At 71.1% G+C, this 23,745-nt stretch carries 23 protein-coding genes; 15 read left to right on the forward strand and 8 right to left on the reverse strand.

Features of this window, described 5'->3' with window-relative positions; all coding sequences use genetic code 11:
- The first annotated feature begins 45 nt into the window (after positions 1-45).
- Together aspS and CRP56_RS21810 are read left to right on the forward strand one after the other, a co-directional pair.
- Positions 46-1,809, forward strand: a complete 1,764-nt coding sequence (gene aspS / locus CRP56_RS21805) for an aspartate--tRNA ligase (protein ID WP_097266437.1) — start codon at positions 46-48, stop codon at positions 1,807-1,809.
- A 131-nt stretch (positions 1,810-1,940) separates the two neighbouring features.
- Entirely contained in the window at positions 1,941-2,855 is a 915-nt protein-coding gene (locus CRP56_RS21810) for an intradiol ring-cleavage dioxygenase (protein WP_097266439.1), read from the forward strand.
- A 66-nt stretch (positions 2,856-2,921) separates the two neighbouring features.
- Here CRP56_RS21810 and CRP56_RS21815 read toward each other — a convergent pair whose 3' ends face one another.
- From CRP56_RS21815 to CRP56_RS21830, 4 genes are read right to left on the reverse strand one after another with little or no spacing between them, the layout of a single operon-like run.
- Positions 2,922-3,524: a DinB family protein gene (locus CRP56_RS21815; protein ID WP_097266442.1), complete on the reverse strand. Its 603-nt coding sequence runs from the start codon at positions 3,522-3,524 to the stop codon at positions 2,922-2,924.
- A gap of 37 nt (positions 3,525-3,561) precedes the next feature.
- The gene (locus CRP56_RS21820; protein WP_097266443.1) at positions 3,562-4,803 is read right to left on the reverse strand and encodes an MDR family MFS transporter; all 1,242 of its coding nucleotides are present in this window, start codon (positions 4,801-4,803) and stop codon (positions 3,562-3,564) included.
- Between the two features lie 45 nt (positions 4,804-4,848).
- Entirely contained in the window at positions 4,849-6,135 is a 1,287-nt protein-coding gene (locus CRP56_RS21825; protein WP_097266445.1) for an MFS transporter, read from the reverse strand.
- On the reverse strand, positions 6,128-6,664 hold the full coding sequence (locus tag CRP56_RS21830) for a DUF3291 domain-containing protein (RefSeq protein WP_257040868.1): 537 nt from the start codon (positions 6,662-6,664) through the stop codon (positions 6,128-6,130). Before CRP56_RS21830 ends, CRP56_RS21825 begins: the two co-directional genes overlap by 8 nt.
- 193 nt (positions 6,665-6,857) lie before the next feature.
- Here CRP56_RS21830 and CRP56_RS21835 point away from each other — a divergent pair, with 193 nt between their 5' ends.
- The 12 genes from CRP56_RS21835 to CRP56_RS21890 are packed head-to-tail and all read left to right on the forward strand — an operon-like array spanning position 6,858 to position 20,382.
- Positions 6,858-8,150, forward strand: a complete 1,293-nt coding sequence (locus CRP56_RS21835) for an ATP-grasp domain-containing protein (protein ID WP_179851083.1) — start codon at positions 6,858-6,860, stop codon at positions 8,148-8,150.
- A complete protein-coding gene (locus CRP56_RS21840; RefSeq protein ID WP_097266453.1) occupies positions 8,147-9,487 on the forward strand; it encodes an ATP-grasp domain-containing protein in 1,341 nt (446 codons plus the stop codon). Before CRP56_RS21835 ends, CRP56_RS21840 begins: the two co-directional genes overlap by 4 nt.
- A complete protein-coding gene (locus tag CRP56_RS21845; RefSeq protein WP_097266455.1) occupies positions 9,484-10,977 on the forward strand; it encodes an ABC transporter substrate-binding protein in 1,494 nt (497 codons plus the stop codon). The genes CRP56_RS21840 and CRP56_RS21845 overlap by 4 nt, the downstream gene beginning before the upstream one ends.
- Positions 10,974-12,308 carry a lysine N(6)-hydroxylase/L-ornithine N(5)-oxygenase family protein gene (locus tag CRP56_RS21850; RefSeq protein WP_097266457.1) on the forward strand — a complete coding sequence of 445 codons (1,335 nt, stop codon included), beginning with the start codon at positions 10,974-10,976 and terminating at the stop codon, positions 12,306-12,308. Before CRP56_RS21845 ends, CRP56_RS21850 begins: the two co-directional genes overlap by 4 nt.
- Positions 12,309-12,322: 14 nt before the next feature.
- Positions 12,323-13,714 (forward strand): diaminobutyrate--2-oxoglutarate transaminase family protein, encoded by a 1,392-nt coding sequence (locus tag CRP56_RS21855; RefSeq protein WP_097266459.1) that lies wholly within the window; start codon positions 12,323-12,325, stop codon positions 13,712-13,714.
- Positions 13,711-15,009, forward strand: coding sequence for a SidA/IucD/PvdA family monooxygenase (locus CRP56_RS21860; protein WP_097266461.1), 1,299 nt, complete (start codon positions 13,711-13,713; stop codon positions 15,007-15,009). Before CRP56_RS21855 ends, CRP56_RS21860 begins: the two co-directional genes overlap by 4 nt.
- A gap of 13 nt (positions 15,010-15,022) precedes the next feature.
- On the forward strand, positions 15,023-15,493 hold the full coding sequence (locus tag CRP56_RS21865) for a cupin domain-containing protein (protein WP_097266463.1): 471 nt from the start codon (positions 15,023-15,025) through the stop codon (positions 15,491-15,493).
- Positions 15,493-16,701, forward strand: coding sequence for an NAD(P)/FAD-dependent oxidoreductase (locus tag CRP56_RS21870; RefSeq protein ID WP_097266465.1), 1,209 nt, complete (start codon positions 15,493-15,495; stop codon positions 16,699-16,701). Before CRP56_RS21865 ends, CRP56_RS21870 begins: the two co-directional genes overlap by 1 nt.
- The gene (epsC, locus tag CRP56_RS21875; protein ID WP_079310531.1) at positions 16,688-17,293 is read left to right on the forward strand and encodes a serine O-acetyltransferase EpsC; all 606 of its coding nucleotides are present in this window, start codon (positions 16,688-16,690) and stop codon (positions 17,291-17,293) included. Before CRP56_RS21870 ends, epsC begins: the two co-directional genes overlap by 14 nt.
- Before the next feature lie 14 nt (positions 17,294-17,307).
- Positions 17,308-18,951, forward strand: a complete 1,644-nt coding sequence (locus tag CRP56_RS21880) for a methionine--tRNA ligase (RefSeq protein WP_097266468.1) — start codon at positions 17,308-17,310, stop codon at positions 18,949-18,951.
- Positions 18,948-19,955 carry a hypothetical protein gene (locus CRP56_RS21885; RefSeq protein WP_143664923.1) on the forward strand — a complete coding sequence of 336 codons (1,008 nt, stop codon included), beginning with the start codon at positions 18,948-18,950 and terminating at the stop codon, positions 19,953-19,955. The genes CRP56_RS21880 and CRP56_RS21885 overlap by 4 nt, the downstream gene beginning before the upstream one ends.
- Positions 19,903-20,382 (forward strand): rhodanese-like domain-containing protein, encoded by a 480-nt coding sequence (locus CRP56_RS21890; protein ID WP_097266472.1) that lies wholly within the window; start codon positions 19,903-19,905, stop codon positions 20,380-20,382. Before CRP56_RS21885 ends, CRP56_RS21890 begins: the two co-directional genes overlap by 53 nt.
- 7 nt (positions 20,383-20,389) lie before the next feature.
- On the opposite strand, the gene CRP56_RS21895 is transcribed toward CRP56_RS21890, so the two are convergent.
- Positions 20,390-21,373, reverse strand: a complete 984-nt coding sequence (locus CRP56_RS21895) for a helix-turn-helix transcriptional regulator (protein ID WP_097266474.1) — start codon at positions 21,371-21,373, stop codon at positions 20,390-20,392.
- 415 nt (positions 21,374-21,788) lie between these two features.
- Here CRP56_RS21895 and CRP56_RS47645 point away from each other — a divergent pair, with 415 nt between their 5' ends.
- Positions 21,789-21,926: a hypothetical protein gene (locus CRP56_RS47645; RefSeq protein ID WP_179851084.1), complete on the forward strand. Its 138-nt coding sequence runs from the start codon at positions 21,789-21,791 to the stop codon at positions 21,924-21,926.
- Between the two features lie 78 nt (positions 21,927-22,004).
- On the opposite strand, the gene CRP56_RS21900 is transcribed toward CRP56_RS47645, so the two are convergent.
- From CRP56_RS21900 to CRP56_RS21910, 3 genes are all read right to left on the reverse strand, one after another.
- Positions 22,005-22,370, reverse strand: coding sequence for a PH domain-containing protein (locus CRP56_RS21900; RefSeq protein WP_097266476.1), 366 nt, complete (start codon positions 22,368-22,370; stop codon positions 22,005-22,007).
- 86 nt (positions 22,371-22,456) lie between these two features.
- Positions 22,457-22,921: a hypothetical protein gene (locus tag CRP56_RS21905; protein ID WP_097266478.1), complete on the reverse strand. Its 465-nt coding sequence runs from the start codon at positions 22,919-22,921 to the stop codon at positions 22,457-22,459.
- A 61-nt stretch (positions 22,922-22,982) separates the two neighbouring features.
- Complete coding sequence (locus CRP56_RS21910; protein WP_097266480.1) at positions 22,983-23,735, reverse strand: toll/interleukin-1 receptor domain-containing protein; 753 nt, start codon at positions 23,733-23,735, stop codon at positions 22,983-22,985.
- Positions 23,736-23,745 lie beyond the last annotated feature (10 nt).

Raw genomic sequence — 23,745 nt, forward strand, 5'->3', positions numbered from 1 at the left:
AGTGACCCTCGGCACACGCCCACACCGTAAGGACGATGAACGACGATGCATCGGTACAGGTCCCACACCTGCGGCGAGCTCCGCGCCTCTGACGTCGGCACCGACGTCCGGCTGAGTGGCTGGCTGCACAATCGGCGCGACCTGGGCGGCATCCTCTTCATCGATCTGCGCGATCACTACGGCATCACGCAGCTCGTCGCCCGGCCGGGCACGGAGGCCTACGAGGCGCTGGACAAGGTCTCCAAGGAGTCCACGGTCCGCATCGACGGCCGCGTTGTTTCACGTGGAACCGAGAACGTGAACCCGGACCTGCCGACCGGTGAGATCGAGGTCGAGGTGGGCGAGGTCGAGCTGCTCGGCGCCGCCGCCCCGCTGCCGTTCACGATCAACACCGAGGACGGGGTCAACGAGGAGCGGCGCCTGGAGTACCGCTTCCTCGACCTGCGCCGCGAGCGCATGCACAAGAACATCATGCTGCGGTCGTCGGTCATCGCCTCGATCCGCTCCAAGATGGTGGCCCTCGGCTTCAACGAGATGGCGACGCCGATCCTGTCCGCCACCTCCCCCGAGGGCGCGCGTGACTTCGTGGTGCCGTCGCGTCTGAACCCGGGCAAGTTCTACGCCCTCCCCCAGGCGCCGCAGCAGTTCAAGCAGCTGCTGATGATCTCCGGCTTCGACCGCTACTTCCAGATCGCGCCCTGCTTCCGTGACGAGGACGCCCGCGCGGACCGCTCGCCGGGCGAGTTCTACCAGCTCGACGTCGAGATGAGCTTCGTCGAGCAGGAGGACGTCTTCCAGCCGATCGAGAAGCTCATGACCGAGCTGTTCGAGGAGTTCGGCAACGGGCGGCATGTGACCTCGCCGTTCCCGCGGATCCCGTTCCGTGAGGCGATGCTGAAGTACGGCTCCGACAAGCCGGACCTGCGGGCCCAGCTGGAGCTCGTCGACATCACCGACATCTTCGAGGGCTCGGAGTTCAAGGCCTTCGCGGGCAAGCACGTGCGCGCGCTGCCGGTGCCGGACGTCTCCGCCCAGCCGCGGAAGTTCTTCGACCAGCTCGGCGACTTCGCCGTCACGCTGGGCGCGAAGGGCCTGGCCTGGGTGCGCGTGGGCGAGGACGGTTCGCTGTCCGGCCCGATCGCCAAGTTCCTCACCGAGGAGAACGTCGCCGAGCTGACCAAGCGGCTGTCGCTGGCCGCCGGGCACGCGGTGTTCTTCGGGGCGGGCGAGTTCGACGAGGTCTCGAAGATCATGGGCGCGGTGCGGGTCGAGGCCGCCAAGCGTGCCGGGCACTTCGAGGAGAACGTCTTCCGGTTCTGCTGGATCGTCGACTTCCCGATGTACGAGAAGGACGAGGAGACCGGCGCGATCGACTTCTCGCACAACCCGTTCTCCATGCCGCAGGGCGGTCTTGAGGCCCTGGAGACCCAGGACCCGCTGGACATCCTGGGCTGGCAGTACGACATCGTGTGCAACGGCGTCGAGCTGTCCTCCGGCGCGATCCGGAACCACGAGCCGGAGATCATGCTGAAGGCCTTCGAGATCGCGGGCTACGACCGCGAGACCGTCGAGGAGAAGTTCGCGGGCATGCTGCGCGCGTTCCGCTTCGGCGCCCCGCCGCACGGCGGCATCGCCCCGGGCGTCGACCGCATCGTGATGCTCCTCGCGGACGAGCCGAACATCCGCGAGACGATCGCCTTCCCGCTCAACGGCAACGCCCAGGACCTGATGATGGGCGCGCCGACGGAGCTGGAGGAGGCGCGGCTGAAGGAGCTGCACCTGACGGTGCGCAAGCCGCAGCCGAAGTAACCAGCGGACGGTAAGGGCTCGGAACCGGCGTCGGTTTCGGGCCCTTTCGCTTTTCGTGTGCGCCTTTCCTGTGGGAGGAGCACAGGTCTTGCCGGTGGCCCTCTCAGGCTTCTTGCCTAACTTCCGTGTCCATGACGGGAAACCAGCCGAAACACAAAAAGGACCTGACGCGGCGCAAGGTCGTCGTGGCCGGAGCGGGCGCGGCCGTGGCGGTGGGTGCGGCGGGCACCCTCGCCGCGTCGGGAGCGTTCGCGGGCGAGACGGGCACGACCGCCTCGGCGAGCAGCTCCTCCACGGCGTCGGAGGCCTGCTACAAGCTCACCTCGGAGACCACCGAGGGGCCGTACTACATCGACGCCGACAAGATCCGCCGGGACATCACCGAGGACAAGGAGGGCATCCCGCTCGTCCTGAACCTCACGGTGATCGACGCCGAGACGTGCAAGCCGATCGCGAACGCGGCCGTGGACATCTGGCACTGCGACGCGCTGGGCATCTACTCGGGGTACGAGAGCATGTCGTCCGGTGGGGGCGGCGGCACGATGCCGACCGACGCGCCCTCGGGTGCGCCCACCGGTGAGCCGCCGTCCGGTGGGCCCTCCGGCGGCACCGGCGGTTCCATCCACGAGGAGCCCACCGACGACGAGCGCTATCTGCGCGGCACCTGGAAGACCGACAAGCACGGCAAGGTCACCTTCAAGACCGTCTTCCCCGGCTGGTACCAGGGCCGCTGTGTGCACATCCACACCAAGGTGCATGTCAACGGCGAGTGGACGGACGCCGGTTACGAGGGCGGCAACACCTGCCACACCGGCCAGTTCTTCTTCTCCGAGGAGGCCGTGCTCGCCTCCGCCGAGGTCGAGCCGTACTCCACCAGCACGACCACCCGCACCACGCTCACCGAGGACACCATCTACGACCAGAGCGGCACCGCGGGCGGTCTCCTCAAGCTGAAGTACGACAAGAAGCACATCGCCAAGGGGGTCGTCGGATCGATCACGATGGGCGTCGACCCGGACGCGGAGAACGACAACACCACGAGGTGACGTCGGGCAGCTGAAAAGGCGCCCGGGACGGTGGTCACGTCCCGGGCGCCCTGCCGCGCGAACTCCTTACAGGCCCAGCGACAGGTATGTCTCGTCCAGCTCCGCCACGTCCAGGCCCGCCGCCTGGCGGACCAGGCGGATCGCGCGGTAGATCTGGTTGATGTGGGCGATGTCGTGGCCGACCACCTTCTTGATCATGACCTCCATGGTCTCGCCGCCCTGCTCGCCGTGGTGGCCGGTGCGCTGCCAGTCCTCGGGCGAGAGGGCCGCGAGCAGGGCCACGTTGGAGGCGCGCAGGCCGGTCCAGGCGTCGAGCATCTGACGGAACGGGAGGCGGGGCAGCGGGGCCCACTTCTCCTCGTCGTAGCCGGGGTAGACGGGGGCGTCCTCGGTGGCGACCAGGCGCCAGCGGAAGCCGTAGACGATGTCGACGTCGAAGAGGTGCCCGACGGTGAACGCGGCCGGCCACTCCCCCTCCTCCGGGACCGTCTCGGCGAGCTCGGTCGGCAGGTCCGCGAAGAGCCGCGCGGCCCACACCGGCGTCTTGGCGAGGACGTCGAACGGGTCGCGCTCGGCGGCGACTTCGAGGAGCGCGGTGACGTACGCGGCCGGGTCGTCGGTCGCGGAGGGGATGTCGATGCGGGGAACTTCGGTATCGGTGACGGTCATCGGGGTCTCTCAGATGTGAAGGGGCGGGTGGTGGAGGTCAGTTGGAGGTGGCGGACACCGGCTCGGGCGTCTCCGCCGCCGGGGTCTCGGTCTGCCGTACGCCGGGCTTCGCGCCCAGCACCAGGACCGCGCCGAGGGCGGCGACGGCGGCGCAGACGGTCCAGTGCAGCGGGGCGTTGATGCCGTAGAGGAGGCCGCCGACGGCCGGGCCGAGGGTGCCGCCGAGGGTGTGGGCGAGGCCCTCGGCACCCTGGTAGCGGCCGCGCAGGTGGGCCGGGGAGAACTCGGCCGGGTAGGCGTTGGCGATCGGGGTGTAGATGGTCTCGGCGACCGTCCACAGGACGACCGTCAGGGCCAGCAGCCATACGGCGTTCATCGCGCCCGTCAGCCCCATGCCGGCGCCGAGCAGCAGCAGGCCGAGGGCGATGACGCGGCGCGGGTCGCGGCGCTCGGTGTGCCGGGTCAGGGGCAGCTCGATGACCACGCACAGCAGGGCGTTGAGCCCGAGGAGCAGGCCGTAGACGGTGTTGGAGAAGCCGGCGTCGGTGACGTGCAGGGGGAGGGTCGCGGTGGTCTGGCCGTAGACGAAGGTCGCCGCGACCATCGACAGCAGGAAGAGGACGTACGGGCGGTCGGTGAAGACCTCGCGGTAGCCGCCCTTGCCCGCCGCCTCGGAGGCGGTGACCGGGGCCTGGGCCGGGCGGCCGGCCGGCAGGAGCAGCAGGGCCAGGGTGCCGAAGGCGAGGGAGAACAGGGCGTCGCCCGCGAAGACGTACGTGTAGGAGTGGCCGCTGAGCAGACCGCCGACCAGCGGGCCGACCGCCATGCCGACGTTGACGGCGAGGCGGAGCACGGCGAACGCCATGACCCGCTGCTCCCCGTCGACGACGTCGACGAGCAGCGCGCCGGCCGCCGGGCGGTACAGCTGGGCGAAGACGCCGACCAGGCAGACCAGGGCGGTCGTGGTGAGCAGGCCGTCGGTGAAGGGGACCGCGGCGGTGGCCGCCGCCGAGCCGAACATGGAGACCGCGATGGCGCTGCGGCGGCCGAACTTGTCGGCGACCGTGCCGCCGATCATGTTGCCGACGAAGGTGCCGAGGCCGACCGCGGCGACGGCGAGGCCCGCCTGGGCGGTGGAGTAGCCGCGGGAGACGAGGAAGAGCACGAGGAAGACGTTGAGGAAGTTCCCGAACTTGATCAGGAACATCCCCGCGAAGATCACCCAGGCGCTGCGCGGCAGTTGGCGCAGGCGCTGGTGCAGGGGGGCGGTGTCCGCCATGGGTGGGGCTCCTTCAGGAGGGGAGGGCGCAGGGCTCGGGAGGGGTCAGCTCGCTGCCGGGGCCAGCTGCTTCTCCTCCACCGGGGCGTCGGGGGCTGCCGGGGTGTCCGCCGAGGGCACTCGGCTGGCCAGGACCAGGACGCAGGCCGCCGCCGCGAGGGCCGCGCAGCCGAGGGTCACCGGCGTGTAGCTGTGCGTCGCGTCGGCCATCAGGGCGCCGACCTCGCTGGTGAGGGCGGTGCCGAGGGCGTGGACCGTCCACACCAGGCCCATGCCGAAGCCGCGCACCTCGACGGGCAGGACCCGGGCCGCCCACATGGTGGTGGCGATGACCGTGGCCAGGTAGCTGATGCCGAAGACGATGCCGAAGGCGATCGCGACCGTGCCGGTCGGCGTGAGGGCGACCAGCAGCATCGCCACCCCGCGCACCGCGTACGCGCTCAGCAGCACGGCCTTGATGCGGCCCCGGTCGCACAGCCAGCCCGCGAGCAGTCCGCCGGCGATCTCGAAGACGCCGAGCAGGGCGACGGCGGTGGAGGAGACGGTGTGGCCCAGGCCGTGGTCGTGCATCAGCGGGATGAAGTGCACGTCGATGAAGGCCATCGTGGCGCCGCAGGCGAACATGGCGAGCGCGAGCCGGCGCAGGTCCGCGTTGCGGGTGGTGAGCCGGAACCGCTCGGCGAAGGAGAGCCGCACGGCGGGCTCCTCGGAGACGGCCTCCTCCGTCTCGGACGTCGCCGACGTCACCTTGCCCGACGCCCGCGCCACCAGCAGCGCGACCGGCGCCAGCACGAACAGGAAGAGCAGGCCGACCACGAGCAGCACGTTCTCCCAGCTCGCCCACGTGCCGAGCCAGGACCACAGCGGGACCAGGACGACGAAGCCGACCGCCGCGCCGTTGGTGAGCAGCGCGTACATCAGGCCCTTGCGGCCGTCGCGGAAGAGCTCGTCGACGAGGACGCCGAGGGGGACGTACGACAGCATCGTGGAGGCGAGCGCGGCGACGACGGCGTACACCGCGACGAACAGCCACAGCCGGCCGGCGAGCGCGCAGCCGACGAGGGCCGCGCCCGAGAGGGCGGTGCCGACGGCGAGGGTGGCGGCGCCGCCGATGCGGTCGGCGATCGCGCCGACCAGCGGGGAGGCCACGGCGACGGTGACGGCGAAGAGCGTGGTCGCCCAGGCGAGGGCGCCGCGCGAGCCGCCGAACGTGTCGGCCATCGGCACGAAGTAGACCTGGACGGTGTTCTTCAGCGCCGAACCGGCGAGGGTCAGCAGGAAGGCCGCGGCGCTCAGCACCAGCAGCAGAGCCCGGACGTTGGGCTTAGACATGGGTCACCTCGGGGGCGGGGGAGGAGGACACGGGGCGGCCCTCGGGGTCGAAGGGCTGCCTGAAGTCGAAGGCGTGCGCGCTGGGACCGTGCGTGTCCAGGTGCTCGAGGCGCCGGCAGGCCTCGGTCCAGGTGGGGATCTCGGTGTCGGCCACCCACCAGGCCGCGTACAGCTTGTGGGGGATCTGGGCGAACCAGCGGCGGCGGTCGCGCAGCGCCTGCCGGTGCAGACCGCCGTACGCGTACGCCTTCACGGAGGCGAGGTCGGTCCACAGCGAGAGGGTGGAGGCGCGGGTGTCGGTGTCGTCGGTGCGGCCGCCGGTGTAGAAGGCGGGCGCGTCGAAGAACCCCCAGTCGCCGTAGTCCCGGCCGAAATTGGTCCACCTGGTGTCGACGACGTCGATCGCGGTGGCGCGGGCGATGAAGCCAGGGCTGGTTTCCGAGGCGCCGAAAACCAGTGGTTCGAGTGCGTTGAAGTCGTCGTTCGACAGGTGCGGATACGGCTGCTTGAGCACGGCGAACGTGGTCATGGCGATCCTTGGCATGACCTCGATGTTCCGGGTGCGCGAGCCGCCTGGGAAGGGGAACGGGCGGGCACCAAAGTGCGTGGCACAAACGTGCCAGGGGGCTTTTCCGGTGGCCCGCTGGATCAATTGTGCCGGGCATTCTTGTGCCACCCGAAAACTATTTCGCCGCCGGAATTCCTGGCCCAGAGTTTTCGCCATGACCCAGCAATCAGCGACCTCACGATCAACCGGTGACCACACGCTGCTCGTCGTAGGCGGCCGGATCCAGACCCTGCGCAAGGCGGCCGCCCTCGGTATCCGTTTCGTGCTGATCCAGCACCAGGACCACTTCGTGCCGGAGGCGGCGAAGCTCGCCGAGGCCGTGATCATCGCGGACTACACCGACTGGGAGACCACCCGCCCGCTGATCGAGGCCGCGCACACCGCGTACGGCTTCACCCGGGTGGTGTCGATCACCGAGCCCGGTCTGGTGCCGGCCGCGCGGATCAGCGACCACCTGGGACTCGGCGGGACCACCGAGCGCACGGCCGAACTCCTCCGGGACAAGCGCGCGATGCGTGATCTGCTGGCCGCCTCGGAGGCGACCCGGGACCTGTCGGTCGCCGCCGCCGAGGTGACGAGCGCGGACGACCTGGTGGCCTTCGGCGCCGCGCACGGCTACCCGTTCGTGCTCAAGCCCGCCGACGCCACCGCGAGCCTCGGTGTCGAGCGCATCGACGGGCCCGAGCAGGCGGCGGCCGCGTGGGCCGGCGTGGAGGCGCTGCGGGCGCGCACCGACCTGCAGTGGGGGAACTTCTTCCACATCGAGCGCTTCCTCGTCGAGCAGTACATCTCCGGGCCGGAGTTCAGCGTGGAGTCGTTCTCCTTCGCGGGCCGGCACGTGGTCCTCGCGATCACGGAGAAGCTGACCGGCGGCGAGAACGGGTTCATCGAGTTCGGGCACGCCCTGCCGGCCCGGCTCACCGCCGAGCAGGAGCGGAGCGTCGAGGACACGGTCGCCCGCTTCCTGGACGCCCTCGGCCTCACGGACGGCGCCGCCCACACCGAGCTGCGGCTCACCCCGACCGGCCCGAAGATCATCGAGAGCCACAACCGCATGGGCGGCGACCGCATCTTCGACCTGCTGAACGCCGCCTACGGCATCGACGTCGAGGAGTGGATCGTGGCCTGGCAGTTCGGGCTGATCCCGGCCGTGGACGCCCGCCCGGTGCCGGAGCGCTCCGCCGCCACCCGCTTCCTGTCCGCCCGTCCCGGCACGGTCGTCGAGGTGCAGGGCGTCGAGGAGGCCAAGCAGCTGGCCGACGTCATCGACGTGGAGACCACCGTCAAGCCGGGCGACGTCCTGGGCGAACTGCGCGGCAACTGGGACCGCGCGGGCCAGGTGCTGACCACCGGTCCGGACACCACGGCGGCGGTCGAGACCGCCGAGGCCCTGCTGGAGCAGGTCACCGTCGTCACCGTCGAGCTGGAGCAGAAGGTCGCGGCATGAGCAACAAGATCCACAGCAACGGCAGCAACAAGATCCTGCTGATCATGCGGAACACCTACGCGTGGCACCGCGAGCACATCGAGACGCTGGAGCGGATGGGTCTGGAGATCCACCTGGCGACCGGCGTCAAGCAGGCCGCCGCCGACGGCCGCTTCGCCTCCGTGATCCCGGTCCCGGAAGAGCTGGAGGGCGAGTCGATGGCCGCCTTCTGCGCCGACGAGGCCCGCAAGCTGGGCATCGCCACCGCGATCACCTTCTACGACAGCGACATCGCCGTCACCTCCCGCGCCAACCAGCTCCTCGGCCACACCTGGCCGCGCCCGCTGGCCGACGCGATCTCCCGGGACAAGAAGCTCCAGCGCACCTTCCTCACCGAACACGCCCTGCCCGCCCCGCAGTTCGCCGGGGTGACCGGCGTCGAGGCGGGGCTGAAGGCCGCCGAGGACTTCGCGTACCCCTTCATCGTCAAGCCCAGCGCGCTCGCCGCGAGCATCGGGGTGAGCCTGGTCCGCGACCGGGACGAGCTGGAGCGGGCGCTGACCGACGTGGCGCGGCTCGCCGAGGAGTGGGGCGGCTACTTCCCGAGCGACGGCCCCGAGATCGCGCTGATCGAGGAGTTCCTGCCGGGCAAGGAGGTCACCCTCGACGGGGTCGTCGTGAGCGGTGAGTTCCATCTCGTCGGTGTCACCAACAAGATGCAGATGCCGGGCCCCTACTTCGAGGAGGACTTCTACACCCTGCCCTTCCGCACCCCGGAGGAGGAGCCGGAGCTGGTCGCGGTCGCCGAGGGCATAGTCGCCGGACTCGGCGTCGAGCACTGCCTGTTCAACGCCGAGTTCCGGCAGGACGCCCAAGGCCGGTACCGGGTCGTGGAGTTCGCCACCCGGATGAGCGGCGGTCAGAACTACCGCAACCTGCGCGAGGTGCACGGCATCGACGCGGTACGGCTCTACGCCAAGGCCGTGCTCGCCGGGGACGACGCCGACCAGCGGGCCGCCGTGCTCGACGGCGAGGTCCGCCGGGCGGCCACGCCCCGCGCCGCGACCTGCATCAAGTTCGCCTACCGGACCGGCACGCTGGTCCGCAACAACCCCGGCGACGCCTACCACTCCCCCTACTTCCGCTCCTACATCCCCGCCTCCAAGCCCGGCGACCGGCTGCGCCGCGCCCCCGAGGGCTGGTACGAGATAGCAGGATCGCTCGCCGTCGCCGCGCCCTACCGGGGCGTCGAGGACGTCGACCGGGTGGAACGGATCGCCGCCGAACTGGACGAGCAGCTCGACGTCGTCATGGTCCCGCCCGTGGCCGTGCCGCCGGCGGTCAGGGGCGCCGCGTGATCTTCCGCATGGGCATCACCGAGCCCACCGCCATCGACCCGTACAAGGCCCAGGAGGGCGAGGGCATCCTCGTCTGCAAGGCCCTGTTCACCGGGCTGCTCGCGCTCGACGAGGCCGGGGAGCTGGTCCCGGCCACGGCGACCGCGTGGGAGTCCGACCCGACCGCGACGACCTGGACGTTCCGGCTGCGCACCGACACCGTCTTCAGCGACGGCGAGCCGGTCACCGCGCACAGTTTCGTACGGGGCTGGCGGCGCGCCCTCGACCCCGAGGCCAACACCGAGACCGCCTACCACCTGGCGGGCGTGCGGGACTTCCGGGCCGTGGACGACGCCACGCTGGTCGTCGAACTCACCGAGCCGGACGTCCAGTTCGACCTCAAGACGCTCCAGCCGATCTTCTTCCCGGTGCCGTCCTGGACCCCGCCCGCGCTGGAGACGTCGTACAACGATCTCCCGGTCGGCAACGGCCCGTTCGTGATGGACGGGCCCTGGCGGCACGGCGAGGCGATCCGGCTGCGGCGCAACGAGCGGTGGTTCGGGCCGCGGCCTCAGATCGAGGAGATCCACCTCGACATCCTCGACCCGGTCACCGCCCTCGACGACGAGTACGCCCGGTTCGCCGACGGCACCTACGACTACGCCCGCATCCCGCCGGCCCGCACCAAGGAGGCGACCCGGCAGGGCGGTTATCTGGAGCAGGAGGGCGCCGGGCTCTTCTACCTCATCCCCTTCTGCCACCAGACGCCCATGGACTCGGTGGACGCCCGCCGGGCGGTCTCCGCCGCCATCGACCGGCAGGGGCTCATCGACACCCACTTCCACGGCAGCCGTACGGCCGCGCACTCGCTGCTGTCGCCGTGGTTCGGCAAGGCGCACACCCCGCGCGCGGAGATCGAGGACGACTGGACGGCGTACGACCCCTCAAGGGCCAGGGAAGCGGCCCGGCGGGCCGGGCTCGGGCCCGGTACCCGCGTCGACCTCGCCTACAACACCGGCGCCGGGCACGACGACTGGGTGATCGCGCTGGCCAAGGGGCTTGAGGAAGTCCACGGCTGGCGGGTCGAGTTGCTGCGCACCGACGCGCGCGGCCTCGTCGACCACCGCACCTCGGTCGGGGCGGCAGGTCTGTGCCGGGCCGGGTGGGCCTGCGACTACCCCACCCCCGACAACATGCTCTTCCCGCTGCTGCACTCCTCCTGCACCGCCCCCGACGCCGAGGGCACCGCGCACGGCGACAACGAAGGGCGGTACGTCGACGCCGAGTTCGACGCCCTGGTGGCCCGCGCCCGTGCCGCCGGCGACCCCGCCGAACGCGTCGACGCCTGGCGGCGCGCCGACCGGATCGCGATCCGCGACCTCGCCCTGATCCCCCTCTGGTACCGCACCGACCAACGCGTGTACGCGGCCGACCGGCTCGGCGGCCTGCGCATCGACTTCGACGGCAACCCGACCTTCACGACTGTCACTTCAAGGAGCACTCAGCGATGACCAGCCGCACGTCCACTCCTGTCTACGACATCCTCGGCATCGGCTTCGGACCCGCCAACCTCGCCCTCGCCATCGCCCTGGAGGAGCGGAACTCACCGCTGACGGCACGCTTCCTGGAGGCCCGGCCCAGTCCCGAGTGGCAGCCCGGGATGCTGCTCGACGGCTCCGACATCCAGAACCACCCGAGCCGCGACCTGGTGACCCTGCGCAACCCGCGCTCCCGCTACAGCTTCCTCAACTACCTGCACGAGCAGGGGCGGCTGCTGCGCCACCTGAACCTGCCCTCGGAGTTCCCGCTGCGCAAGGAGTACGCCGGGTACATCCGCTGGGCCGCCGGCTTCTTCTCCCACCTCGTCGACTGCAACCAGCGGGCCGAGGGCCTTCAGGTCGTGGAGGAGAACGGGGAGCGGCTGTACGAGGTGACGACCATGGCGGGCAACCGCTACCTCGGCCGCACGCTGGTCATGGGCCCCGGGCGCACGCCCTACATCCCGGCGCCGTATGACACCCTGCGCGGCGACCGGGTGTTCCACCTCACCCAGTACCTGCCGAAGCTCGCCTCGCTGACGGCATCCGGTGAGCCGGCCTCGGTCGCGGTCATCGGCGGCAGCCAGAGCGCGGTGGAGCTCGCCCTCGACCTGGGCCGGCGCTTCCCGCGGACGCGGGTGACGACGTACACCCGCTCCCACTCGCTGCGGCAGAAGGACACCAGCCCGTTCAGCGAGGAGGGGTACTTCCCCGAGTTCACCGACTACTACTTCCGGGCCTCGCGGGACGGCAAGAAGGCGCTCGACGCGTTCATGCACCCGACGAACTACTCGTCCGCCGACATCGACGTGCTGCGCGAGCTGTACCTGGAGATCTACGAGCAGGAACTCGACGGCGACCAGCGGCTGTTCGTCCGCGGCAACCTGGAGGCCGTGTCGGTGGCCGAGGCCGACGGGCGGGTGAACATCGACTTCCGCGAGCGGCACACCGGGGAGACGGTGACCGACTCCGTGGACTTCGCGGTCCTCGCGACCGGCTTCCGGAACATGGGGCCGGGCGCGCACGAGGAGCTGTGCCCGCCGCTGATGGCCGGGCTGGCGGAGAGGTTCGCCAAGGAGAGCGACGGGCGGCTGGAGGTCTCCAACGACTACGCGCTGAAGCCGGTCGCCGACGGGACGCCGCCGCTGTTCCTCAACGGGCTGTGCGAGTCGAGTCACGGGATCGGTGACGCGGGGTCGTTCAGCTTGCTGTCCCTGCGCGCCTCCACCCTCACCGACGCCCTCACCGAGCGTCTGTCCACCCGCTCCACCACCGACCGCAGCGCCGTCCTGGCTGCCGCCTGACCAACGGAACCGAGATGACTGCAACCATCGATCACGCTGCCCCTACTTCCTCCGGCTACCCCGGTCCCTACGTCTCCGGCACCCTCCCCGGCCCCCGCAGCGCCGAGCTGCTCGACCGGCAGGCCGCTCGCGAGTCCAACTCGCGCTCCTATCCACGGAAACTGCCCATAGCCATACGACGCGGCAAGGGCAGCTACGTGGAAGACCTCGACGGGAACGTCTTCCTCGACTTCCTCTCCGGGGCCGGCGTGCTGTCCCTCGGGCACAACCACCCCGAGCCGCTCGCCGCCGCGCACCGCCAGCTCGACGAGTTCGTGCACGGGCTGGACTTCCCGACCCCCATCAAGGACGAGTTCACCGAGCTGACCATCGGGATGCTGCCGGCGCCGATGCGGGAGCGGACGCGCATCCACTTCTGCGGGCCGACCGGGGCCAACGCCGTCGACGCCGCGCTGAAGCTGTGCAAGACCGCCACCGGCCGCGAGGAGATCATCACCTTCCAGGGCGGCTTCCACGGCGCCACGATGGCCGCGATGAGCGTCACCGGGCTCGTCGAGCAGAAGGAGCCGGTGCGGGGCCGGATGCCGGGCGTGCACTTCTTCCCGTACTCCAACTGCCACAGCTGCCCCCTCGGCCTCAAGCGCGAGAGCTGCGAGGTCAACTGCGCCACGTTCCTGGAGCGCGCCCTGACGGACGTCAACGGGGGCATCACCCTTCCCGCCGCCGTGATCATGGAGCTGGTGCAGGGCGAGGGCGGTGTCATTCCCGCCGATGTCGAATTCGTGCGGCGGGTGCGGGAGGTCACCAAGCGGCTCGGCATCCCGATGATCGTCGACGAGGTGCAGAGCGGCTGCGGCCGCACCGGCACCTGGTTCGCCTTCGAGCAGTACGGCATCGAGCCCGATGTGGTGTGCGCGTCCAAGGCGCTCAGCGGCATGGGGCTGCCGGCCGCCGTCATCCTCTACGACGGGAAGCTGGACGCCTGGGCGCCGGGCGCCCACACCGGCACCTTCCGCGGCAACCAGCCCGCTTTCGCCGCCGCCGTCGCCACGATGAAGGTCGTCGAGCGGGACCGGGTCCTGGAGAACGTCCGGGCGCGGGCCGAGCAGCTGATGGTGCACCTCCAGGGGCTGCGGGGCATCAGCCCGTACGTCGCCGACGTGCGCGGACTCGGGCTGATGACCGGTGTCGAGCTCAACGACCCCGTCACCGGGCGGCCCGCCACCCAGCTCGCCAAGCGCGTGCAGTGGGAGGCCGTCAGCCGCGGGCTGATCCTCGAACTCGGCGGCCGCGACGACTGCGTGGTGCGCATGCTGCCGCCCCTGAACTGCTCCGAGCAGGAGATCGACATCGCCGGACGCATCCTGCGCGAGGCCCTCACCGCCGCCGAGGAGGCCCTCCGATGAGCCCGTACGACGTCCACGACCTCGTCGTCGCGGGGTTCGGGCCCTCCGGGATCGCGCTCGCCGCCGCCGTCGAGGACCACGACGACGCCCACGGCGGGGTGCTCAGCGCCCGCTACCTGGAGAAGGCCGCCGACTCCGCCTGGCAGCCCAACCTCGTCCTGCCCGGCACCGACATCCAGCACCACTTCCTGCGCGACTTCGCCACGCCCCGCGACCCGCGCTCCCGGTTCGGCTTCCCGAGCTATCTGCACCAGACCGGCCGCTTCTACCCGTTCACGCTGATGGGCGGCTACCCGAGCCGCCTGGAGTGGTCGGACTACGTGCAGTGGGCGGCCGGGCAGGTGCGCGGCCGGGTCGACTACCACCGCGAGGTGGTGTCCGTGGAGCCGGTGGTCGGCGACGGCGGGCGGGTGCTCAGTGCCCGGGTCGTGTCGCGTGATCCCCGGGACGGGTCCCTGCACACCGTCGAGGGCCGCAACATCGCCCTCGCCACCGGTCACGAGGCCTACGTCCCGGAGGTGTTCCGGCCCGCGCTCGGTGAACGCGTCTTCCACGCCAGCAAGTTGCTGCCCTCCCTGGCCGCCCTCGGACCGCTGGGCCGCGTCGCCGTCATCGGCGCCGGGCAGACCGCCGGTGAGATCGTGCTGCACCTCGCCGGGCAGAACCCCGACGCCCACATCCACTCCCTGGTCCGGCACGCCGGCTTCCGGATGTACGAGCTGGGCCACTTCAGCAACGAGGTGTACTTCCCCGACGAGACCGACTACTTCTACGCGCTCGGCGACGAGGAGCGCGAGCGCGCCCTGGGCCAGGCCCGCGCCACCAACTACGCCGCCGTCGACCCGGACGTCTCCACCGGGCTCTACCAGGCCGTCTACCAGGACCGGCTCACCGGACGGCAGCGGCTGCACATGCACCGCCGCACCGATGTGCGCGAGGTCCAGCAGGCCGGCGACGTCGTGCGGCTGCACACCGAGGAGGTCTTCACCGGGGAGCGGAGCGTCATCGAGGCCGACGCCGTCATCGTCTGCACCGGCTACCGCGAGGCCGCCTTCCCCCGCCAACTGAAGGCGTTCAAGCCCTACTTGACCTTCGACGCCAAGGGCCGCCCCGACGTCACCCGGGCCTACCGCGCCGAGACCACCGACGACTGCGAGGTGGGCCTCTACCTCGACGGCCTCACCGAGTGGCGGCACGGCATCGGCTCCGCCACCTCCTTCAGCCAGATGGCCGCCAAGGCCGACACCATCCACCGCGACCTGCGCAGCCGACTGCGGCAGCCGGTCGCCGCGTGAAACGGGGGACCCCATGAGCAAGCAGCAGACCGAGAAGAAGAGCCTGATGCACGTGTTCACCGCGCACGAGGGGGACATGGTCTTCGAGGAGCCGTACAACGTCAGCGGCCGGCGCATCTTCCCCTGGCCCGGCGCGGTCGAGGAGCCCACCTGGGGCGGCGCCTGGGTGGACGTGGCGCCCGGCGAGACGTCCACCGCCCACAACCACGACGAGAACGAGATGTTCTTCATCACCGAGGGCAGCGGTGTCATGCGCATCGGCGACGAGACGCGCCGGGTGCGGGCCGGGGAGACGGTGTTCATCACGCCGTACCAGGACCACGACCTCACCAACGACGGCGAGACCCGGCTGCGGTTCGTCACCATCTGGTGGGGCGGCGCGGAGGCCGTGGCGCGCGAACGCGCCAAGTGGGCTTCCGTGTTCGAGATCGACGACCCGTCCGGTCCCCTCAACTCCCGCCTGGTGTCTGGGGTGTCCGTCTGATGAGTCCCATCGTGCACGCGCACGCCGACGCCGTGGTCGTCGGCGGCGGGGTGATCGGCGCGGCCATCGCGCACCAGCTCGCGCTGGCCGGGCTCGGCCGGATCGTGCTGTGCGACCAGGGCCGGGTCAACGCCCAGGGCGCCACGTCCCGTTCGGGCGGGCTGCTGCGGCTGCACCACACCGCCGTCGCCGACACCCGGCTCGCCGCGCGCTCGCTGCCGGTGTTCGAGCAGTGGGCCGACGTCATCGGCGGCGACTGCGGCTACCGGCGCACCGGGTTCGTGATGATCGTCGGCGACAACCACGCCGACGACCTGCGGCAGAACGCCGCCGCGACGACGGACGCGGCCGGGCACCGGCGGGTCGAGATCGTCGACCCGGCCGAGCTGAAGGAGATCTATCCCGGGCTCAGCACCGAGAACATCGCGCTGGCCGCCTACGAGCCCGAGGGCGGGTACGCCGACCCGATGGCCGCCTCGGGGGCGCTGCTGGCCGCCGCCTACCGGCTCGGGGTCTCCCCGTCCGAGGGCATCCGGGCGATGAAGGTCCTGGAGCACGCCGGTGTCGTCACCGGGGTCCTCACCTCCATCGGGCGGATCGACGCGCCGCTGGTCGTCCTCGCGGGCGGCGCCTGGGGCTCGGCCCCGGCCGAGTATCTCGGCGTCCACATCCCGGTGACCGCCCGCCGCATCGGCCTCGCGCAGGCCGAGCTGCCGGGCGCGGGGCGGCGCGGCTCCCGGGCCTCGGTGCCGACCTGCATCGACGACACCACCGGCTCCTACTTCCGGCCCGACGGCCTGGACCGCTTCTACTTCGGTGTGCCCAGCAAGCCGGACACCGAGCTCGGCCGGGACGTGGAGCCGCTCACGCAGGCCGAGCTGGAGGCGGCCATCAACGCGATCGCGGTCCGGGTCCCGCAGGCGGCCACCGCGCCCCTCGCCGGCACCCGCTCCGGCCTCGACGGCTACACGCCGGACAAGCGACCGGTCGTCGGCGCGGCCGGGCCGGACGGCCTCTACCTCGCCCTCGGCTTCAGCGGCGGCGGCTTCAAGATGGCGCCCGCCGTCGCGGAGCTGGCGGCGAGGGAGATCGTCGACGGCGGTGCCGTCCCCGGCAAGGCCGTCCAGGAACTCCTGGAGCCCTACCGTCCGCAGCGGTTCCTCGCGGGCCGGCCGGTCAGACCGGAGGCGCCCTATGACCACATGTGAGAAGGGACCGCGGCTGCGGGCACTGCTCGCCGAGGACATCGCCACCGTCCTCGCCAAGGACCCCGCCGCCTCCTCCCGCGCCGAGGTGCTGCTCTACCCGCACATCCACGCCCTGTGGACCTACCGGGTCGCGCACCGCCTGTGGCGGCGCGGGCACCGCTTCACCGCCCGCGCCCTGTCGCTGCTGGCCCGCGCGGTCAGCGGCATCGAGATCCACCCGGGCGCGCGGATCGGCCGCCGCTTCTTCGTCGACCACGGCACCGCCGTCGTCATCGGCGAGACCGTCCGCATCGGCGACGACGTGATGCTGTACCACCAGGTCACGCTCGGCTCGGTCGGCTGGTGGAAGGACCTGCGCCGCCCGGCCGGCTCCCGCCGCCACCCCGTCGTCGGCGACCGCGTGATCATCGGCACCGGCGCCAGCGTCCTCGGCCCGGTCACCGTCGGCTCCGACTCCCGGGTCGGCGCCCACGCCATCGTCCTGGACGACCTCCCGCCGCACAGCCGCGTGGTGGCACCGACCTGCGAGGTGCTCCCGGCGCTCGACACCGGCGCCGTGCCGGAGCCCGCCCTCAACCAGCTCGCATCGTAAGGACTTCGAAGACCATGACCTCGTACGTCGTCACCAGCGCCCCGCCCAACCCCAACGGCGACCTCCACCTCGGCCACCTCTCCGGCCCGTTCCTCGGCGCCGACATCCTCAGCCGGCACCTCCGTCAGCGCGGCCACGACGTCCGGTACGTCGGCTACTCCGACGAGCACTCCTGCTACGTCCCGCGCCGCGCCGCCGAGATCGGCTCCACCGCGTACCCGACCGCGAAGCTGTTCGGCGACCGCATGGAGAACACGCTGTCGCTGGGCGCCATGCACCACGACTGGTTCACCCGCCCGCTGACCGACACCACGCACACCGAGTTCGTGCAGCGCTTCTTCCTGGAGCTGTGGAACGCGGGCGCGCTGAAGGTCGAGGAGCTGCCCGTCTTCCGCTGCGAGCCCTGCGACCGCTACCTCTACGAGGCCGAGGTGCGCGGCGAGTGCCAGTTCTGCGCCGACCCCTCCGACGGCGTCTACTGCGAGGCCTGCGGTCTCGCCCAGGACCCCGCGGGCCTGGCCAACCCCAAGTGCACGTCCTGCTGGCAGGAACCGGGCCTGACCACCCTGCGCCGGATCGTGTTCCCCCTCGACGACTACCGCGACCGGCTCCAGGCGTACTACGCCGAGGCCCAGTCGAAGGCGGAATGGCGCCCGCGCCTGATCTCCTACCTGGAGGGCCTGTTCGAGCGCGCCCTGCCCGACACCCCGATCTCCCGCGAGGCCGACTACGGCATCCCGGTCCCGCTGGAGGGCTGGGAGGGGCACATCCTCGACACCTGGTTCAGCGGCATCTTCGGCTACGCCGCCGCCACGGCCCGCCTCTCCGAGGCCAACGGCGACAAGGCGGAGTGGGAGCGCCTGTGGACGAACCCCGACACGAAGATCGTCAACTTCATCGGCTTCGACTGCTCGTTCTCGCACGCGGTGCTGTGGCCGGCCCTCCTGCTCGCCCAGGGCACGCTGACGCTCCCGTCCCAGGTCGTGATCAACGAGTTCTACCGCCTGGAGGGCGACAAGTTCTCCACCAGCCGCGGCCACGCCATCTGGGGCGGCGAGTTCCTGCGCCGGGTCAACGCCGACGCGCTCCGCTTCCACCTCGCGCTGACCGGCCCCGAACGGGAGCAGAACAACTTCTCCATGAAGGAGTTCGCCGACACCGTCAGCACGGTCCTCGCCGGCGGCATCGAGCGCTGGACCGACACCGTCCTGGACCTCCTCGCGCAGGACTTCCAGTCGGTGGTCCCGGAGGCCGCCCTGTCCGTCACGTTCCTCGACGAGGACCGCGCCGAACTGCCCGCCCGCATCGCCGCAGCCCTCGGCGCGGAGACCTTCTCCCCGCAGAAGGCCGCCGCCGAACTCGCCGTGATCGTCGACCGCGCCGTCGACGACCTGCGCCAGCTGTCCCTGGTCCGGGCCGCGGGCCCGCGCGAGGAGTACGCCGCCCGCCTCGTCGCCCACCTCGAACTCCTCGCGTCGGTCGCGGTCACCTCGGCCCCCCTCATGCCGGGCTGGTCCGCCCACCTCGCCGGACAGCTGGGCGTGCCGGTGGACATGACGACGCAGATGCCCAAGTGGGCCGCGCTGGACGCCCGCTTGGTCCCGGCGGGCACCCAACTGCCGGACGCGGCACCGCTGTTCTTCCACGAGCTGTCATGAGGGACGTGACGGCGGCGGCAGTCCGCACCCTCGCCGCCGTCCTCGGCGCGGGCGCCCTGCTGCTGCCCGCCGCGCTCGCTCCCGTGCCGGTCGGGTACTCCGCGGCGGTCGCGCTCGTGGTGGCCGCCTGGTGTCTGCTCGCCGCCCGGGCGGGCGGCACCGCCCAGGGCGGGGCGGTCGGGTTCGTGCGGCGGCGGCTGGGGTTCCGGGCCGCCCGGATCGTCACCGGGCTGTACTTCGCCGGGTTCGCCACCGGGCAGGCCGCCGTCGCGCTGACGGCCGGCGAGTTCGCGGCCCGGCTGGGGGGTGACGCGTACGGCTGGTCGGTCGCGGTCCTGCTGGCCGCCGCCACCTGGGCCACCTACCGCCCCCGCCCGCTGTCGACGCCGGTACGGCGGCTGCGGCTGGCGGCCGTGCTGGCGGCGGCCGGGGGATGGTGGGCGCTCGGCGGGACCCCCGACGCCACCGCCTCCGGGTGGGTGCTGCTCCCGCTGCTCTTCGGCTGGGTCGGTATCGAGGGCTCGGTGCCGAGGCGGGCGGGCCTGGGCATCCAGGGCTCGGTGCCCGAGCGGACGGGCCTGACCGGAACACTCCTCGGCGTCTTCGGCGCCGCCGCCCTGTACGCCGTACTCCTGCGACCTCCCGCCCCCCTCGCCGACCTCCCCCTCACTCCCCTCGCCCTGCTGAGCGCCCTCGTTCTCGCCCTGTACTGCCGCACCAACCTCCAGGCCACCGGCGCCCGTTGGCACGAACTGACCAGTCGGCCGCAGTCCGAGGGCACCGCCACCGCCGCCACCCTCGCCCTCGTCACCCTCACCCTCGCCCATCTCGCGGGCGGCACGACCGCCGCCCTGCTCCTGCTGCCCGGCAGCGCGACCGCGGCGATCCTCGCGGTCGTAGCCGTAGCCGCCGTACGCACCCTGACGACCAACCGATCCAAGGAGAAGCCCCATGACCACGACCACCACCGCCCCCTCGAAGGTGCTGCGCGTCCCCGCCGCTGACCCCGCCGAGGCGCTCGCCCACTTCCGCGGGCGGCTGTCCTTCGAGGCGGACGCCTCCGACGTGCACGCCGACATCGAGTCGGGCGCCAAGGGGTTCGTGCTGATCGACACGCGCAGCAGCGAGGCGTGGGAGCAGGGGCACATCCCGGGGGCGGTGCATCTGCCGACCGACGAGATCGCCGAGCGGGCCGCCGAGCTGGTGCCGGCCGGGTCGCTGGTCGTCACCTACTGCTGGGGGCCCGGCTGCAACGGGGCCACCCGGGCCGCGTACGCCTTCGCCGGGCTCGGTTACCCGGTCAAGGAGATGCTGGGCGGCTTCGAGTACTGGTCCCGCGAGGGCTTCGAGGTCGAGGACGCGGCAGGCCCGCGCAAGCAGGCGGTCGACCCGCTGACGGCGCCGGTCAGCGGAATCGCCTGCGCCTGCTGAAGTCCCGTTACAACAGCCCGTGTTCGACGGCTCGCTGCCCCAGTTGGAAGCGACTTTGCGCGTCGAGCTTCTCCATCAGCTCCGAGATCAGGCGCCGTTCGCTGCGCAGCGAGATGCCGAGGCGGCGGGCGGCGGCCTCGTCGGTGTAGCCCTGGGCGAGCAGGCGCAGCAGTTCGCGGGGCTGGGAGCCGGGGTCGTCGAGGCTGCGGCGGGCCGGTTCGCCGAAGGGGGTGGCCGTCGCCCACACGGCGTCGAAGAGGGCGCAGAAGGCGGCCACGGCACCCGGTTCGCGCAGCAGGACCGCGCCCAGGGAGCTGTCGGCGGGGTCGATCGGGACCAGGGCCTTCTGCCGGTCCAGGATGATCATCCGCATCGGCAGCGAGGGGACGGTGCGCAGCTCGCCGCTGTGCTCGGTGAGCCAGCGGGCGTGTTCGACGCTGACCGGGTCGTTGCGGAGGGAGTCCTGATAGACGCCCTTGACCTTGACCCCGCGGTCGAGGAGGCCGGTGGTGATCGGCTCGCTGGCCTCGAACTGGGCCGCGGGCTGGGGGCCGCCGGGGTGGAAGCTGATGATCTCGGTGCGGACGTCGGCGGTCAGCTCGGTGATCTTCGCGCGCACCGCCTCGACCCCGAGGAATCGTTCCGCCCCCTGCTCGGGCTCCTCCGGGTGCAGCTCGGCGTACTGGGTCAGCAGCGCGTCGGCGGCGGCCTGGCTCTCGGCGAGGGCGCGCTGCCGCTCGACGATCTCGGCCTGCTGGTGGGCGAGCAGGGAGTCGAGCGCCGCCTTGGGGGCGACCACGCGCAGTTTGCCGTCGCGGCGCCAGGTGGGGGTGAGAAGGGAGAGACGGGTGAGTTTCTCCAGCTCCTCGCGCACCTGCTCCTCGGTGACACCGAGCTCTTTCGCGGCCTCCGCGACGGCCAGATCCGGCCGTCTGAGAATGGCCCGATACAGACGGTCGGACTGCTCGGTCAGTCCGAGAGAAACCAGCACGCAAGCCCCCCAGCTTCGTGTCACGGAGCGGCGGCGGGTCCCGACAACGCTGGCGGCACATGGGGGACGGGCCCGTCCCAGCCCCGGCGCGGCCACTCCGTGGGTCAAGTCATGCGGAGGGATTGTGCCGCTCGACGGGGTCTCACCACAAGCCTGTCCAGGGAGCGGACGCGCAGGTCAGCAGCGTGAAGGGATCATGCTCGTGGCGACTTGCCAAGATCACGCCGAGTGCCTGTGAAGATCCCGTGCCCACCTGTCCGGCCCTCCGGACCGCGCACTGGCACACATGTGCCAGATCGTTTCGTGCCACACAAAACACGCGACTCGAGGATCACTCGAACCCCAGTATGGAGTCACGCCGAACCGCCCGGAACGGCCCAACTGCTGCTAAAACACCACTACTTGGGGGAACCAAATGCGTCGCATGCTCGCCACGCTCGTCGCCGTCACCGCCGCCGCCCTGATCGCCGTCCTCGGCGCGAGCGACTCCGGTGCCGACGCACAGACGACCACCGTGGCGACCGCGACGCTCCACGACCCGGGCTGGTCCTAGTCCGCACGGCCGGCATGAGAAGGGGCCCGGAACCGCCAGGCGGTTCCGGGCCCCTTCATCTGTTGTTCACGGCCTGCGTCAGCGGGCCACGTGCTGGGTGAGGATCGCCTGCACCTCGTAGATGTCGACGCCCTTGGTGAACGTCTTCTGGAACGGCAGCGACTGGCCCGAGACCCAGACCTTCAGCTCGGCGTCGAGGTCGAAGGTGCCGGCCGTCTCCACCGCGAAGTGCGTGATGCTGCGGTACGGGATGGAGTGGTACTCGACCTTCTTGCCGGTGATGCCCTGCTTGTCGACCAGGATCAGCCGCCGGTCGGTGAACATGATGACGTCACGCACCAGCTGGTACGCCGCCTGCACACCCTCGCCGGAGCCCAGCAGCTTGGCGAAGTCCGAGGCCGCCTGGCCCGGGTCGATGGTGTGCGCGTTGCCGAAAAGTGCCATGGATGAAACCCCCCACTAGTGATCTTCGGGCATGTATAGCGCCTGGCCCGGGTCCCTGCCTAGATCAAGTGAAGGACGTGCGTGCGTCACGTGTCATAACTCCCGTCCCAGGGCGGCCCGAAGCCCAGCCGGTCCGGATACAGCTCGGCCCACCCCTCGCCGTCCTCCTCCCCGGTGACGAGCCCGAACAGCACGCCGTCCACGACGAGTTCGAAGGGCCGTACCGCGATGTCGGTGTACGTCCGCCGGGGCAGGCTCCGCAACCGGGTCGCCAGATGGGCACGGGCACGCGCGAGCACGGAGGCGTCCCGCTGCTGCTCGGCCCAGGTCCCGGCGCACCAGATCTCCGAGTCGCGGTAGTTGCCCTCCGCGTCGAAGGTGTGCAGCACGGAGTAGAGGCGCTTCTGCGCCTCCCAGCCGTCGTCGGGCCGGAAGCCCTTGGGGAAGGCGTAGGAGACCGACCCCAGGAACTGCCCTTCCGCGTAAAGCCCGATGGCCTCGGTACGGCCGTGCGGCTCGTAGGCGATCGGGATGATCCCAGGTACTGCCATGGCGCAAACCATACGTATGTTTCCTGGCAAGTTCCGCCCCCTGCCCACAACTTGATCACCATCAGGTGGAAAGTTTTACGGGCACGAACCGCCAGACGCCGTCGGACTCGTGGCCGTTGATGTGGCTGAGGGTGTGGAGGTGGAGTTCCGTACCGTCTTCGCGGACGGTGCCGTCGTATTCGATGGTTCCGTAGGAGGCCGTGGTCGCGAACGTGATGCGGTCGCCGACGATGTCGTAGGGGCCCTTGCCCAGGTCCGGTTGATCTGCGTGGAACCACTTGGTGATCTGCTCGGCGGATCCGCTGGTCGTCACGTCCAGCACGGTGCCGTCCGGGTAGAACCGGAGGAACTCCGTGAACCCGGGATCCGACGCCGGCTTCGCGTAGAACCCGTCGTACCGGACGCCGCCGCGGGTCGCCGCCACCGCCGCCAGCGACTTCAGGAGCCTGTCGTAGCCGTCCTGCTTGAACAGGTCCACCCGGTGCCACCTCTGGAGCCGTTCCGGGACCTCGCAGTTCTCCAGGCGGGCCGGGATGACGTAGATCGTGCCCTCGGGCTGGTGGTCGGCCTCGTCGAGGACGATGCGGATCTCCTTCTGCACGTATCCGGTCTTGGTGACCGAAGCCCGTGACAGGCAGACCAGGACCAGGTCGCAGGCGCGGATCGCACGGCGGATCTCACGGTCCCAGTCCTGGCCCGGGAGGATGTCCTCCTCGTCGAGCCAGGGCTGGAAGCCCGCGGACAGCAGCTGTGTCCGCAGGCGCCGTACGTCTTCTTTGTCCCCCGACGAATGGCAGAGGAAGATCTTCAGCACGCCCCCGCCC

Source organism: Streptomyces sp. TLI_55, from assembly GCF_900206255.1.
GTDB lineage: Bacteria > Actinomycetota > Actinomycetes > Streptomycetales > Streptomycetaceae > Streptomyces > Streptomyces aquilus.